The 14306-nt window shown below is 37.3% G+C and carries 11 protein-coding genes and 4 pseudogenes; 8 read left to right on the forward strand and 7 right to left on the reverse strand.

The genetic code is table 11. The features are described from left to right. Positions 1-81 precede the first annotated feature (81 nt). The 4 genes from glyS to ACFIJL_RS06315 all read right to left on the reverse strand — a co-directional run bounded on the left by glyS (position 82) and on the right by ACFIJL_RS06315 (position 6204). Positions 82-2304: a glycine--tRNA ligase subunit beta gene (glyS, locus tag ACFIJL_RS06300; RefSeq protein ID WP_375623560.1), complete on the reverse strand. Its 2223-nt coding sequence runs from the start codon at positions 2302-2304 to the stop codon at positions 82-84. Next, the gene (locus ACFIJL_RS06305) at positions 2304-3245 is read right to left on the reverse strand and encodes a glycine--tRNA ligase subunit alpha (protein ID WP_375623562.1); all 942 of its coding nucleotides are present in this window, start codon (positions 3243-3245) and stop codon (positions 2304-2306) included. The genes glyS and ACFIJL_RS06305 overlap by 1 nt, the downstream gene beginning before the upstream one ends. Before the next feature lie 92 nt (positions 3246-3337). Continuing rightward, the gene (locus tag ACFIJL_RS06310) at positions 3338-5032 is read right to left on the reverse strand and encodes a tetratricopeptide repeat protein (RefSeq protein WP_375623564.1); all 1695 of its coding nucleotides are present in this window, start codon (positions 5030-5032) and stop codon (positions 3338-3340) included. A gap of 95 nt (positions 5033-5127) precedes the next feature. Further along, positions 5128-6204 carry a polyprenyl synthetase family protein gene (locus ACFIJL_RS06315; RefSeq protein WP_375623566.1) on the reverse strand — a complete coding sequence of 359 codons (1077 nt, stop codon included), beginning with the start codon at positions 6202-6204 and terminating at the stop codon, positions 5128-5130. A gap of 179 nt (positions 6205-6383) precedes the next feature. On the opposite strand from ACFIJL_RS06315, the gene ACFIJL_RS06320 reads away from it, so the two are divergent. The 6 genes and pseudogenes from ACFIJL_RS06320 to ACFIJL_RS06345 all read left to right on the forward strand — a co-directional run bounded on the left by ACFIJL_RS06320 (position 6384) and on the right by ACFIJL_RS06345 (position 11071). Then, entirely contained in the window at positions 6384-7172 is a 789-nt protein-coding gene (locus tag ACFIJL_RS06320) for a tRNA1(Val) (adenine(37)-N6)-methyltransferase (protein ID WP_375623568.1), read from the forward strand. A 191-nt stretch (positions 7173-7363) separates the two neighbouring features. Further along, positions 7364-8212, forward strand: coding sequence for a S49 family peptidase (locus tag ACFIJL_RS06325; protein WP_375623570.1), 849 nt, complete (start codon positions 7364-7366; stop codon positions 8210-8212). 232 nt (positions 8213-8444) lie between these two features. Then, positions 8445-9353 carry a 4-(cytidine 5'-diphospho)-2-C-methyl-D-erythritol kinase gene (locus ACFIJL_RS06330; protein WP_375623572.1) on the forward strand — a complete coding sequence of 303 codons (909 nt, stop codon included), beginning with the start codon at positions 8445-8447 and terminating at the stop codon, positions 9351-9353. 281 nt (positions 9354-9634) lie between these two features. Next, positions 9635-10270: a ribonuclease HII gene (locus ACFIJL_RS06335; RefSeq protein ID WP_375623574.1), complete on the forward strand. Its 636-nt coding sequence runs from the start codon at positions 9635-9637 to the stop codon at positions 10268-10270. A 204-nt stretch (positions 10271-10474) separates the two neighbouring features. Beyond that, positions 10475-10757: pseudogene (locus ACFIJL_RS06340) on the forward strand (type II toxin-antitoxin system RelE/ParE family toxin). A 14-nt stretch (positions 10758-10771) separates the two neighbouring features. Continuing rightward, complete coding sequence (locus ACFIJL_RS06345) at positions 10772-11071, forward strand: HigA family addiction module antitoxin (RefSeq protein ID WP_375623576.1); 300 nt, start codon at positions 10772-10774, stop codon at positions 11069-11071. 53 nt (positions 11072-11124) lie between these two features. Here the strand turns inward: ACFIJL_RS06345 and ACFIJL_RS06350 are convergent. The 3 genes and pseudogenes from ACFIJL_RS06350 to ACFIJL_RS06360 form a co-directional block, all read right to left on the reverse strand. Beyond that, a pseudogene (locus ACFIJL_RS06350) lies at positions 11125-12150 on the reverse strand (tyrosine-type recombinase/integrase). A gap of 7 nt (positions 12151-12157) precedes the next feature. After that, positions 12158-12392, reverse strand: a pseudogene (locus tag ACFIJL_RS06355) (hypothetical protein). A gap of 958 nt (positions 12393-13350) precedes the next feature. After that, positions 13351-13458, reverse strand: coding sequence for a DUF488 family protein (locus ACFIJL_RS06360; RefSeq protein WP_375623578.1), 108 nt, complete (start codon positions 13456-13458; stop codon positions 13351-13353). 160 nt (positions 13459-13618) lie between these two features. Here ACFIJL_RS06360 and ACFIJL_RS06365 point away from each other — a divergent pair, with 160 nt between their 5' ends. Together ACFIJL_RS06365 and ACFIJL_RS06370 are read left to right on the forward strand one after the other, a co-directional pair. After that, positions 13619-14071 (forward strand): hypothetical protein, encoded by a 453-nt coding sequence (locus ACFIJL_RS06365; protein ID WP_375623580.1) that lies wholly within the window; start codon positions 13619-13621, stop codon positions 14069-14071. Between the two features lie 50 nt (positions 14072-14121). Then, positions 14122-14306: pseudogene (locus ACFIJL_RS06370) on the forward strand (filamentous hemagglutinin); the annotation flags it as partial.

Consider the following 14306-nt stretch of genomic DNA (forward strand, 5'->3'; position numbering starts at 1 on the left):
TTCTCAATATTAATTTAATAAAAGCCATAAAAAAGAAAAAATTATCTTCATTGTTTTTATCAGTTAATAGGCTCTTTGATTTTAAATGACAAGTTTTGAGAAGTCTGCAACTGATTGTGTAACAATGTGAGTATGTTTGAGAAGAGCAAGACGGTTAGCACGAACATCAGGTTTTTTATCATTCACCAATACGTTTTCAAAAAATATATCAATCAATTTTCCAAGTGGCGCTAGCACACTGAGGGCAAATGATAATTTTTTTGCATTGACGGGAGCAAGAACCTTTCTTTCTACTTCACAGATTGCATGATAGAGCTGCTTTTCTTCTTTCTCGACAAAGAGCTCAGGATTAATTTCATTCGCTATTGTTGTGCTTTTTTGAAATTCATTTTCAAGAATATTGGCAGTACGTTTTACAGAGGCTACAAAGTTCATTCCATCGTGGGTATTGATAAAAGCGATAAGCGATTCGACACGACGTGCAACCAATAAAAAATCATCAGAATCTTTATTTAAAACGGCTTCAAGGGCATCGTAACGAGCGCCTTCCTCTTTTAGATAGATTTTCAAACGGTCATGAAAAAAGAATAACAGATCTGATAAAATATATTCTGTTTTTTCTGGAAGCAGATTCTGCAATTGTGAATTTTCTCTTTGAGAGATTTCATGTTTATTTTTTTGTTGTAAGAAAAGATTTGTTGCTAACTGAAACAGTGGCATAAGATTGATTTTCCAATCTCGCGAAAGTACAAGCCTAATAATTCCCAATGCTGCTCGTCTTAATGCATAGGGATCTTTTGAGCCCGTTGGTTTTTCATTAATGAGCCAAAAGCCAACGAGCATGTCAATTTTGTCGGCGAGCATAACGGTTATAGCAAGTGGTTCTTGTGGAAGACGATCTGTTGGTCCTTGAGGTTTATAATGGTCTTCGATTGCTACAGCTACGCGAGGATCTTCCCCTTGAAGAAGGGCATATTTTTTTCCCATAACACCTTGTAGTTCAGGAAATTCTCCGACAATTTCTGTTTGCAAATCAGCTTTTGCAAGGATGGCTGCACGTTTTGCTAAAAGAGGATCTGTTTGTATCAAAGGGGCAATTTCTTGTGCGAGTGTAGCAATGCGTTCTACTCTTTCACCTTGTGTACCTAATTTAGTATGAAAAGTTACATTCAAATGATCAAGTCGCGCCATTCTTTGATCGAGAGGTTTTTTTATATCAAGCTCAAATTTTTTTATAGAAGATTCCAATTGTTGAAGATCAGGCAAATCATGCTGATCGGTTTGCCAAAAATGAAGTGCATCAGAAAGACGGGCACGGACAACCTTACTATTTCCTTTCGAAATTTCTTTGCCTTCATCATTTGCAAGAATATTAGAAACGAGAATAAAATGATGAGAAAGTTTTACTTTTTCTCCTTGTTTGCGGGTGACAAAACATTTTTGATTGGCTCGAATGGTCAAGCGAATAATTTCTGGAGGAATATCAAGGAATGATTTGTCAAAATCACCCATCAGAATAACAGGCCATTCAACAAGACCAGCAACTTCTTCTAGGAGGGGATTATCTTGAACCAGTTCTAAACCATTTGCAAAGCAGAGATTTTGGGCATCAGCTAAAATAATATTCTTTCGTCTCTCGGCATCCAGAATGACTTTATGGGTTTCAAGTTGAGTAATATAATCATCAAAGCGGCGCACTTGAAATGGCTTTCCATCACTTAAGAAACGATGACCATAAGTTAAATTATTGCTTTTAAGAGAACCAATTGTAAATGGAATAACATGTGTTTCACCAATTTCTGGTCCGAAGATGCAAAGAATGTTTTGTAAAGGTCTAATCCACTTCAAAGTACCACTTTGTGCTGAATCTTTTCCCCAACGCATAGATTTCGGCCACGGAAAGTTGCGGATAATATCCGGTAAAATATCGGCAATAATTTCTTCTGCAGCTCGACCTTTTTTAACAATTTTAGCAATATAAAAATGACCTTTTTTATCATCATGTCCAATATGCGCTTCAGAAATATCGTTTAATCCTGTTGCACGTAGAAAACCATCAATTACATGCTGTGGTGATTTTATACTGGGACCTTTGCGTTCTTCATGGACATCTTTGGAGCGTGTGGAAAGTCCGCGTATGTCCAATGTTAGCCGACGAGGTGTCCAATATTCACGAGCAGCTTCATAGATCAATCCAGCATTCACAAGTTGATCTGTAACAGATTTTTTAAGATCAGCAGCAGCTTTTCGTTGCATACGTGCGGGGATTTCTTCACTGAAAAGTTCAAGAAGAAGATCAGACATTAGGCTTCTCCAGTGTATATTTGTCCAGCTTCTGTGAGTAAGAAGGCTTCCCCACAACGGCGCGCGAGATTACGAACGCGAAGAATGTAATTTTGTCGTTCGGTTACAGAAATAACGCCACGTGCTTGCAAAAGGTTAAAGATATGGCTCGCTTTAATACATTGATCATAGGCAGGAAAAACACAGCGATGGAATACATTTTCTTTATTTGGTTTTCCAGCATCAAGAAGTGCGCTGCATTCGCGTTCTGCATCGATAAAATGCTGGTGGAGCAGTTTTGTATCAGCAAATTCGAAGTTGTAATATGAGTATTCCTGTTCTGGCTGTAAAAAAATATCTCTATAGCTTATTTTGTTTTCTCCCTCCAAACCATTAAAGTTAAGGTCATAGACGTTATCAACCCCTTGGATATACATCGCTAGACGCTCAAGACCGTATGTGAGTTCCCCTGAAACTGGAGCGCATTCGATGCCGCACACTTGTTGAAAATAAGTAAACTGAGAGACTTCCATTCCATCGCACCAGCATTCCCATCCAAGCCCCCAAGCACCAAGAGTGGGACTTTCCCAATCATCTTCAACAAAGCGAATATCATGCAGTTTTGTATCAAGCCCGATAGCTTGTAGCGACTTTATATAAAGTTCTTGTAGATTGAGCGGAGAGGGTTTGAGAAGCACTTGGAATTGATAATAGTGTTGTAAACGATTTGGATTCTTACCATATCGGCCATCTGTTGGACGTCGAGAGGGTTGGACATAAGCAACTTTCCAAGGGCGTGGACCTAGAGAGCGTAATGTTGTTGCTGGATGAAAAGTCCCAGCTCCGACTTCCATATCGTAAGGTTGCAAAATTGCACATCCATAGTGTGCCCAATAATTTTGCAAAGTTAAGATTAGTCCCTGAAAAGAACGTTTGGGGTTAAGATGTTCAGGCAGTTTCACGCTTTATACTCTTTATATTGGACTAAACAAAAAACCAAAGTAATTTTAGTTTCTCTATTTATTATTTCATGTGGTTTATGGTTAAGCATCATTTATTGCAAACCAAATTTCAACTTTTCTTGAATTTGTTCAGAATTTTCTGGTTTTCCGTCAATTGCGTGGTTCCATTGAAAGATTGCTTCACGTTTACGCCCAACTTTCCAATAGGCATCCCCTAAATGATCATTTAGTGTTGGGTCTTCAGGTTGTAATCTGACAGCATTTTCTAATATTTGCACTGCTTTATCATATTCTTTTAGTTTATAATAAGCCCATCCTAAAGAATCGAGAATATGACTGTTGTGAGCTTGCAAAGCAGAAGCTTTTTGCAGCATACGGAGCGATTCTTCAAGTTTCTCACCACGTTCCACAAGGGAATAGGCTAAATAATTAAGAACCTGCGGTTGGTTTGGGAAAAATTCAAGTGATTTTCGCAAGTCAATTTCTGCTTTTGGCCATTGCTTTAAACGTTCAAAAGCAATACCACGCTGATAAAAGAGTTTCCAATCGTCTTGCTGAAAGTTTTTTATCTTTGTAATAGCGTAGTCTAGAGCTTTAATGGCCTCAAGAAATTTATTGTCCTGCATATAAAAAGCAACGAGCGTTATTAAAATATTACGATCATTGGGAAATTTTTTATTTAACAATGTGAGTAATTTTATTGCTTCTTTATAATTGTTGTTATTGGCAAGAAGGAATGCAAGATGAAGTTGTCCATCTTTATAATAAGGAGATTTAGGGGATAAAGCGCGATAAAGTTTAATTGCTTGATGTGGATCGCTCAATTTAGCAGAAATGTGTGCGAGCTGAAACAGTGTTGCGTCATTTTGAGGGTATAAGGCGAAAGATAATTGCTTAAAAATACGTGCAATTTGCCCTGAGTTTTTGTAGTTGAGGGCTGTTCCAAAATTATATAATACCTCGGCAGCTCCTTGTTGAGGTGTTTTAATAACTCTCTCTAAGAAAGCATTTTTTTCAATTTTTTCTCGAAAGTTTTTAAGGACTTCGCGACCTGACAACATTTGTTCGCCATGCTGGATTGTTTGAAGAGCTTGATTGCGCATATTATGGCGCAATTGGAATGAGGCATAGGCTATGATAATACGCTCATAAGTATTAGGAGCGATAAGAGTTCCCTGTTTGTTACTCAGTGCTTTAATGAAATATTTTTTTGCATCCTTTGGCCGTTCTGCAAGGTCGCTCATAAGTGCTAGATGATAAGATATAAAAAGATCATACCAGACAGGACCTTTGAGTTTCTTAAGATCAGCGATTGCTTGAGATTTTTGTCCAGATCCAAATGTAATCCAAGCGCCGATGAGTTCAGGTATTGGATTATTGGACGTAGGAAGTTCCTTTAATTGCAGAAGAGTCTTGGCATTCTTATAGTCTTTCTTGATGAGACTTTCTACTGACAAAGTTAAGGAAACAAAGGGAGTTATAACATTTTTCTCCTTGAGTTTTTGGGCTTGTTGGACAGCTTCTTTAAAGTTTCCGACCGAGAGCATAGCTTCAAGGAGCTCTTTTTGTGTTTCAATGTTATCAGGTTGATAAACCAGTGCTTGTTTAAAATAATTGATAGCAAGTTCTGTTTTATTTTCATGATTTGCAACCCTTCCAGCTAAATAAGCACCTGTAAATGAGCTTGTATGAGTTGCTGCACTTATTTTACTGTAGGTGAGGGATGGCATCAGCATGATACCCACGATAAAAAGGGCAAAAAGTCGAGATACCGTTGCAGAGCACATGGAGCTAATCCTTTTCAAGATAATCAATTGATGGTGTTGTCTATAGATCATATCTCATTACTTTGTTGAGAAATACTGCGATTCTTGCAAAGAATTCAGTTTACGCGCGCAATACAGAATTCAACAGTCTCAACGAGAGCATTGTAAGCAAGATTTTCATTCATGGGAACAAGAGCATCAATTGCATATTTTCCATAGATGCGTGCTTGTTCTATTGTATCTGTGATACTATCATACTTTTCCATTAAGTGTTGCGCGTGTGCAAAGGATTCATCATTATTATTGCCATCTTCAAGCGCTTTTTTCCAGAAGTCTTTTTCTACCATATTTCCACGCTCATATGCGAGAATAACAGGCATTGTGATTTTTCCTTCTCTAAAATCATCCCCTATATTTTTTCCTAAGTTTTGAGCACTACCACTATAGTCAAGTGCATCATCAATCAATTGGAAAGCTAAACCTAAGGATGTTCCATATTCACGTAATGAAGAACGCTCTTTATTTCCATAGCCAGCAATAATGGGTCCTACTTCAGCGGCTGCTGAAAAAAGTGCTGCTGTTTTTGCATTGATGATTTTGAGATATTCTGAAGGGCTGGTTTTTATATTTTTTGCGGCAGAAAGTTGCATCACTTCTCCTTCAGCAATAATTGCAGCAGCGTTGGCTAAGACAGAGAGCGCTTCTATGGAACCGACATCGACCATCATTTTAAAGGCCTGACCCAACAGAAAATCACCAACAAGTACACTTGCTTGATTTCCCCAAATCATCCGTGCTGTAGATTTTCCACGTCGTAAATTACTTTCGTCAATCACATCATCGTGTAGTAATGTTGCTGTATGCATAAATTCAACAGCTGTTGCGAGTTTTATATGCCCGTCACTTTGATAACCGAACATATGAGCAGAAGCGAGCGTAATCATTGGGCGTAATCGCTTTCCACCTGATGAAATAAGATGGTTAGAAATTTCAGGGATCATCTCAACCTCTGATTTTGCCATAGAGAGAATAAATTGATTTACGCAATCCATATCTTTTTGAGTAAGATTGACAAGAGATTGAAGAGAAATTTGATTATTTCTTATTTGTTCTGGTTTGATAGCTGCACTCAATGTGTTTACTCCTAGAGTATTGCAATGGACATATATAAAATTCACTTTATTCATTAGCATAAAGGGGGTTTGGTTTTGACTCAAGCTTTTGATGTCGTTTAAAAGTGTCAGCTTGGAATGTTATTGGCAAGAAATGTTCTTTAGCGAGTGTAATCTTATTGTTATGAAATAATAAAAAATTTAAAATAGCAGCTGAATGGCAAAAACGCAGTGTATAAAGATGAACATTAGGCTTTTAAATGGATAAAGCAGCGAATCAGAGTGGTGAAACAATAGACAGTTTTCATCGCGGAAAATTTTATTTGGTTCAACCCCATAAATATGGTCATCGTTCTGGAATGGATGCAATGTTATTAGCCAGTTTGGTTCCAAGTGATTTAAAGGGCAAGGTTGTTGATTTAGGTGCAGGTGCTGGAGCTGCAGGGTTGGCTGTTGCTTCGCGTTGTCTGAAAGTTCATGTTACCTTAGTTGAACGTTCAGCTTTTATGGTATCTTACGCTCAAAAAACGCTTATGCTAAAACAAAATAAACAATTTGCTGGTCGCATTTGTTTGCTAGAAGCAGATGTTACCTTTAAAGGAAATACCCGTATAAAAGCAGGTTTGATAGATAATAGCTTTGATTTTGCGATTATGAATCCACCTTTTAATAATCCTACTGATCGTAAGACACCTGATAAACAAAAATCTGAAGCACACGTTATGCCTGAAGCGATGTTTGATAACTGGTTGCGGACTGCAGCAGCAATTGTTAAGCCAGGTGGATATTTAGGGCTCATTGCGCGTCCACAATCACTGACAGATATTTTGCGTGCTTTAGAAGGACGCTTTGGTGGTATTTGTATAATTCCTGTGCATGCACGTGCGAAAACAGCAGCAATTCGTCTTTTATTTTACGCAAAACGAGGAAGCAGAGCAGCTTTATCTATTTTACCGGCATTGGTGATACATGAAAATAATGACCATACTTTTTCACCACGGGTTGATGCAATTAATAATGGATATATAAGCTTGTGGGAACTTTTCTAATAGTATCTTGTGTTTTTTAGTTTATTATTTAAAGTTCAAACTTTGTTATTAGGGAGGTTTGACTTTGGATGAAGTTATATTTCTGCTTGTCATGTGGGGATTAATTGGCGCTTTTGGATATTATTGCGTCCTTCCTTTTTGTTATCCTTTCCTATTTAATTGTTCTTAATTTATAAGGAGATTTTGTTTTGATGGATTTTATTAAAAGTTTTATTCCACGCCGTTTTTCTTCCGATAAACTTGAAATTCCTGTGGTGCGCCTTCAAGGAGCAATTATGGATTCATCAGCATCTATATCTCGTACCCTTTCCCTCAGTAGGTGTGCAAATCTTTTAGAGAAGGCTTTCGCACACAAAAAGTCACCGGCTGTTGCCCTTATTATTAATTCTCCTGGTGGTTCACCTGTACAATCGCGTTTGATCTTCAAGCGTATTCGTGACTTGGCAGAAGAAAAAAATAAAAAGGTTCTTGTGTTTATTGAAGATATAGCAGCATCTGGTGGTTATATGATTGCTTGTGCGGGAGATGAAATTTTTGCAGATCCTTCTTCAATTGTTGGTTCCATTGGAGTGGTTTCAGCTTCCTTTGGTTTTCCGGAACTTTTGAAGAAAATTGGTATTGAACGGCGTGTATACACAGCAGGAAAGAACAAAGTTACATTAGATCCATTTCAGCCAGAAAAAAAGGCGGATATTGAGCATTTGAAATCTCTCCAACTTGAAGTGCATCAAACTTTTATTGATTTGGTTAAAGAACGGCGTGCTGAAAAATTATCAGATGATTCGAATCTCTTTACAGGAATGTTTTGGAGTGGAAAACAAAGCGTTGAGCTTGGTCTTGTTGATGGATTGAATGATGTACGTTCTGTTATTAAAGAGCGCTTTGGTAATGATGCAAAACTTCGACTTATTACGCCTCCAAAAAGTTTTTTAGGTCCTAAAACGCCTTCAGGAGTAACAGCTCATACAGTTTATACAGCAGTTGACAGTGCATTAATGGCGGCAGAAGAGCGGGCACTTTGGCAGCGTTACGGTTTGTGAGGCAACGAATCATTCGAGAAGGGTTTTTATCTAAAAACAGATGGTAGAAGAAAAAAGGCTTGAAATGATACGAATGAGAGTATGTGGTTTATTTTGTATTGAGAACTCTTCTTTATTATTTGTTTAGAAAACGAGTAAGAATATTCCAAGCTGTTTATAGGGGTGGTGCTACAAGGGATGGATAAAAAGAGCTTATTGTAAAAGAACTCTGTATAGATTAATATTACGTCATATGATATCAAATGTAAAAGCTTTGATCCAAAGACATTCTTATGTGTTTACACCCATTAAATTGAATTTAGCTTTGCATGTTGTGGGGCAACGTGCTGATGGCTATCATTTAATAGAAAGTTTGGTTTATTTTAGTCTCAGCGGTGATTGCCTACACTATGCGCCTTGTGAAAGTGACCAGTTTGTTTTAACGGGGCCATTTGCAAAAGGACTTATTTCTCATTCAGATAATTTGGTTATTCGCGCACGGGATTTTATGCATAAGACTTTTCCGGAATGTGCTCAACCTGCTTTTTTTCGACTTGTAAAAACATTACCTGTTGCTTCAGGCATTGGTGGTGGCTCAGGTGATGCCGCTGGGGTTATTAGCATGTTGCATCAACAGTGGAATCTTGATTGCCCTTATGAAAAATTAGCAAAAATGAGCTTAGTTCTTGGTGCGGATGTACCCATGTGTCTTTTTGCACTGGAATATCATCAGCCACTTTTGGTTAAAGGGATTGGTCAAAAGATTATACGACTAAAAGAAGCCTGTTCATTAGCAATAGTATTGGTTAATCATGGACAAGAGATTTCAACACAAGCTGTTTTTAAAGCGTTAGAAAAGCGTCATCATTCTTCTTTAAAAATTGATCCGGTCGCTTTAAAGACTGTTGATTCATTGGTTGAAGCTTTACAAGCAACGCGTAATGATCTTTTTTCTCCGGCATTAAAAATGGCACCTCAGTTAGCCGAAGTGTTATCTGTATTAGATGAATGTGGCTCTCTTTTTTCTCGTATGTCTGGAACGGGGGCAACTTGTTTTGGCATTTTTAAAAATCAACAAGCAGCGCAACAAGCAGCTCTTTTTATCAAATCGATGCACCCAAATTGGTTTGTAAAACCGATCATGACTTTAGGAACTATTTGAGAAATAAAAACTTTTATTTTGTCCTGATTCTATTATACATAATGAAGAGGATAACGAAAGAAATCTATTTTTTATTTTTTAAACAAAATGAATACATGCTAGAATAATTTTTTAGAAGAAAAAATGGACAATAGGATACTCTTTATCTCATGGTTTGTTTTTATCTTTTGTGTAAGAATTCGCTAAATGTTTGAAGAGCGATTTAAAACTGTAATGCTTGCAAAAAATAAACAGGCTACAGAAATAAGTGTATATTTGTTTGTATTTGTGATTTATCAAAGATGTTTAATTTGCCGCTTCAGCCAAATTTCTCGTGTGAATTGAATTTGCAGAAACAGGGTTTTTTTCATATAGCCGGTGTTGATGAAGTAGGACGAGGACCTCTCGCTGGTCCGGTGGTAACGGCAGCAGTTATCTTGGATAAAGATCATATTCCTGATGGATTAAATGATTCAAAAAAACTTTCTTTTCTTCAACGAAATAGACTTTATCATGAAATTTTGCAAAGTGCATTAGCGGTTTCAGTTGCTAGTCTTTGTGCTCGTACAATTGATCAATCCAATATTAGACAAGCAACTTTAGAAGCAATGCGTCGCTGTATTATAGGATTAGCTATTCCAGCCCACTATGTCCTTGTTGATGGGCGTGATATTCCTTCTGAGTTGTCTTGTCCTGCAATGGCGTTGATTAAGGGCGATCAGCGTTCAGTTTCAATTGCAGCCGCATCTATTATTGCGAAAGTAACGCGTGACCGGATGATGGAATGTGCAGGACAAGTTTATAAAGGTTATGGTTTAGAGAAGCATGTAGGGTATGCAACGCTAGCGCATCGTACAGCTCTTGATAAATATGGACCAGTTATAGGGTTACATCGTTATAGTTTTGCACCACTAAAAGAGTGTAAAAAAGATAATTAAAACCACTAACTTATTACAAGAGTAAGGGGTTTTATAATCATTGATTCTATGATGTTTTTGGGGTGTCTATCCCTAATCTTTTTGAAGCTTTTTTATCACTTATTCCCCTCCATTTTTTCCAGATATAGAATCAGATATTTCTAACATGGGTTTGACTCTTATTGTTATTAACCGTGCAGCAATGATATACGATAAGGGGCGGTAATGGCAATTGTGAGTTTTAAACATAAGGGCTTAAAATTATTTTATACAACAGGTTACACAAAAGCTATTCGACCAGATCACGTAAAAAATTACGCGTTATCTTAATGGCTTTAACAAGTGCCACGACGCCCGAAATGTTGAGAGCGCCTACCTTTAAAATGCACCCTCTTAAAGGTGAACTTACAAGGTACTATTCGATATGGGTGAATGAAATTGGCGTGTTACTTTTCGCCTTATAGGAACAGATGTGGAGCTTGTTGATTATCAAGATTACCATTGGTGAAAGGAATGAAAAAAATGATGCATAACCTCGCACATCTGGGCGAAGTTCTGAAAGTAGCTTTCTTAGAAGAAATGAGGATAACAATACAAAAATTAGCTGATCATCTCCATATGACAAGAGCTTCTTTATCAAGAGTGATTAACGGACATGCTTCTATGAGTACCGAGCTTGTTGTTAAATTAGAATTAGCTGGTTTTAGTAAAGCAAAATTTTGGTTGGATATGCAAACAAACTATAATTTATGGAAAACAATGCAACAGGCACAACCATCTATTTCTCCTCTGGTTTCTGATACATCTCAAACACCGCGTTAATTTCATTAATAATTTTGATAGCAATTTAGTTTGTTAAGCGGTGGTTTGTGAGGCTAACTTTTTTGGAGCTTTTTGATTGCTCCAAGGGAAAGTTTTTACGGTCTGCACTCTTTGTATAAAGGGATGCCATTTATTTTCGGTCCAACCAAAAAGCGCTTTCATTTGTGAAACCGTAGCACCAGCATTGGCAGTACGTGTCGCTGCTAATTTTCGCAATCTGTGCGCTGATTTTTAATACCCGCCGCATTACATGCTTTACGAAAGAGGTTGTCAAAACTTTCTTTGACAAGCTTATTTCCACCTTTACCACAAATGAATGTTTCATCACCTATGGGACCAATTTTAAGGGTTTCCTCTAGTTCTGGTAAAATAGGAAGAAAAACATCTATTTTAAATTGGCTCTTTTCTGTTTTGAGATAAATGATATTATCTTTGACATCTTTCCAACCAATGCGAAGGGCATCACCACGACGCAAGCCCGTATAAAGAAGAACGTCAATCCAGACACGTTCATGGGTTTCTAAAGTTCATTTTTGATAATATTTCTCAACATCTCTTTCTGTTCAAACTGGAAATTCGTCTTTGTTTTTGAGAGGTGATCTTTTGACTCCTAAAGCTGGATTATTTTCTAAAAGACCCTGTTTAATTGCCCATTTAAAAAGTTTGTTTAGAGCTTTCAGAAAGTCTCTAGCCATTCCAAGTGTTTTTTTACGACGTTCAACACCGGCTATAATATGTTTCTTTTCAATTTCTTGGTACGGAATGTGACCTATGGTATCGCATACCTTCATAAGGATGAGTTCTTTTTGTAATTTTAGAGAAGCTACACTTATTGATACTGTTAAAATACTGTTTAATCAGCCATGCAAATGACCTTTCAACAAGTTTACGGGTTTTGGATTTAGGAATTATAAGCCCTTGTAACTCGGCAAGTGCACTTTGGTAGTTATCAACAAACTCTTGCATTCCATAGGTTCCACGTATTCTAATGCGTTGACCACGAACAATACGCACATATCGTATAATTTTACCATGGCGTGTGGTTTCTTTAACAAGATGAGGGGGCGTGGTTTTAGCATGGCAATTTCACATCTTAGAAAGTGAAGACTCGTAATATTCATATCTTTGATAAATCTAATAACTTTTCTGGATGACTAGCTTGGTTTGGTATTGGTATATCGGATTTAAGATAGATAAGCAGTTCACCGGTAGGTTTGATTCCTATGAGTTCACATCCTTGTTTTTTAGCTTCTTTTAAAGCGCGAGCAATAGCTGGTTGTGTGATGTAGGTGGGCGGTGAGGCGTGTTTATTCCCCTTCATTTTAGATATGCACAATGATCAGAATATAGCGTCAATATGAAAGATTCATTTTAATTTGGTGGTATCATTTCAAATCCAGTGCCGCAAACGGTCTGAATTCGTATGAGAATGCAAAGCGTTGCGATTTTTTAAGTTCCATTTGCACGACATTATCTTCACTTAAAAAAGCATCTACTTTGTCTTTAGAAATTATGGTATCTACATAGGGTTCACTCTTATATCCAGAGATAGTGATACAAAGTTCACCTAGATTGTGAGTATTTCTTACAACTAACTGCGAATACAAAGTAGGTTTAATTTCTTACTTATACATGATTTATTGCCTCTCGCCCGTTGTGATGATTTCATTATTGATGATCTCTGCGTTTCTCTGAATAAATGATAAATGCATCACCACAGATTTCGGCTTTTCCTGCAACTTTTGCTCTGATGGAAATCAATGGACTGTCATAAATTTTAGCTTTTCCATTAATAAATGTATCACCCGAAACTTGTGCATTTTTGTAGATTTGTGCACTGGCAAAAACACGAGTATTCCAAAAAAACTTGGCATAACCATAGACTTTTGCATTGTCACCAACCCAACAATACTTCTCATGAGATAAGTTATCTTAATGCTCTATAAAGCCGCCTAGGTCACCTGCTTTAATATCATCAAAGTCTCTTAGTGCAGGAATGCGGTGGAGAGTTTTGCAATCGACCTCAGTTGTTTTATCAGTCAGTTCATATTTCCAATCAGGTAATTGAGTGAGAGTTAATGCGAGTTATCCTCTATGACATATGCTACATTGGCTTCAAAACAGGTGATTGCAACGCGCTTTTTGTTTAAAAAATTTGATATAATTTGTTTATTGCACAAGAATTATCCTTGAGAGTTGTATTTTGATAATCTTCAAAAAGGCGGTCATAATCTTTTTGTGTTTTCAAATTTCTTCGTTTTTTAGAGGCAATTCCAAGTTCAGGCATATACGATATATTCAATATCAATGTTGTTTACAGCTTTCTCTAATTGTCTTTTTGAAAAACCGTATTTTCTGCTTATTGGATTTTTACGAATATCACACAAAAGTTTAATATATTTTTGATAAGTTGATTGAGATAGTCCTCAAAGGATTTTTGTTCATAGCTAATGGTAAAAAAACAAAAGCTCTCATCTTTAGCAGGCTGTATGATGATATGTTTGATGTTACATACGTTTATTTCCTTAGTAAATGGGTGAGGGCTCCATGAGCGCCTCTTTCCAAAAGGATAAATCCTCCAGCGATTATCATAGTGTTGTGGAGCAATCAGGCATCAAAGCTGGTGATGGCGGCTTTAATATCATTGTTAAAGACAAAACAACGCTGACCGGAGGCATCATTGCCAGCACCGCGCCGGCAGATAAAAACAACTTGATCACAGGAAGCATTAGCACCAGTGATATAACCAACAGTGCACATGCTCAAGCTAGCAGCCAAGGGTTTAGCATTTCTGGGAATGACACGATAAAAAACATTGCCAAAAATGTTTTAAATCACGGCAAAGCCAAGGATGGAGCAGAAGGGGAAACCAAATCTGCTATCAGCGATGGGACTATCATCCTTACTGATACAACTAGGACAAAGGGCGATGGGGGCAAGATACTGGACAAATCATTGATGCACTCAACCGCAACACCGCAGCAGCCCACCAAGCTGTAGGACAGCTCAATGTAGCACCGCTTGAGGATATATTGCGTAATCGTTTAGGTATGAGAAATAAATGGGTAGATGAATGGTTTGATATATGGGATGGGGTTCGTAAAATGGCATTTTATGTTGACCATCCAGTGGGTGAGGTTGCGCATGATGAAAATGGCAAACCTATAAAAGGCAGTGATGGAAAATATATCACTCTGTATCACTTTTTAAAGCCAGAGGAAGAAAAGCATTTACA

It is taken from the genome of Bartonella sp. TT119HLJHH (assembly GCF_042193385.1).
In the GTDB taxonomy this organism is placed as follows: domain Bacteria; phylum Pseudomonadota; class Alphaproteobacteria; order Rhizobiales; family Rhizobiaceae; genus Bartonella.

Bases quoted from the DNA above. Each gene is read 5' to 3' on its own strand.
- ACFIJL_RS06345 (WP_375623576.1), top strand. From the start codon at position 10,772: ATGATGCATAACCTCGCACATCTGGGCGAAGTTCTGAAAGTAGCTTTC.
- ACFIJL_RS06330 (WP_375623572.1), top strand. From the start codon at position 8,445: ATGATATCAAATGTAAAAGCTTTGATCCAAAGACATTCTTATGTGTTT.
- ACFIJL_RS06365 (WP_375623580.1), top strand. From the start codon at position 13,619: ATGAGCGCCTCTTTCCAAAAGGATAAATCCTCCAGCGATTATCATAGT.
- glyS (WP_375623560.1), bottom strand. From the start codon at position 2,304: ATGTCTGATCTTCTTCTTGAACTTTTCAGTGAAGAAATCCCCGCACGT.
- ACFIJL_RS06320 (WP_375623568.1), top strand. From the start codon at position 6,384: ATGGATAAAGCAGCGAATCAGAGTGGTGAAACAATAGACAGTTTTCAT.
- ACFIJL_RS06310 (WP_375623564.1), bottom strand. From the start codon at position 5,032: ATGTGCTCTGCAACGGTATCTCGACTTTTTGCCCTTTTTATCGTGGGT.
- ACFIJL_RS06315 (WP_375623566.1), bottom strand. From the start codon at position 6,204: ATGCTAATGAATAAAGTGAATTTTATATATGTCCATTGCAATACTCTA.
- ACFIJL_RS06335 (WP_375623574.1), top strand. From the start codon at position 9,635: ATGTTTAATTTGCCGCTTCAGCCAAATTTCTCGTGTGAATTGAATTTG.
- ACFIJL_RS06325 (WP_375623570.1), top strand. From the start codon at position 7,364: ATGGATTTTATTAAAAGTTTTATTCCACGCCGTTTTTCTTCCGATAAA.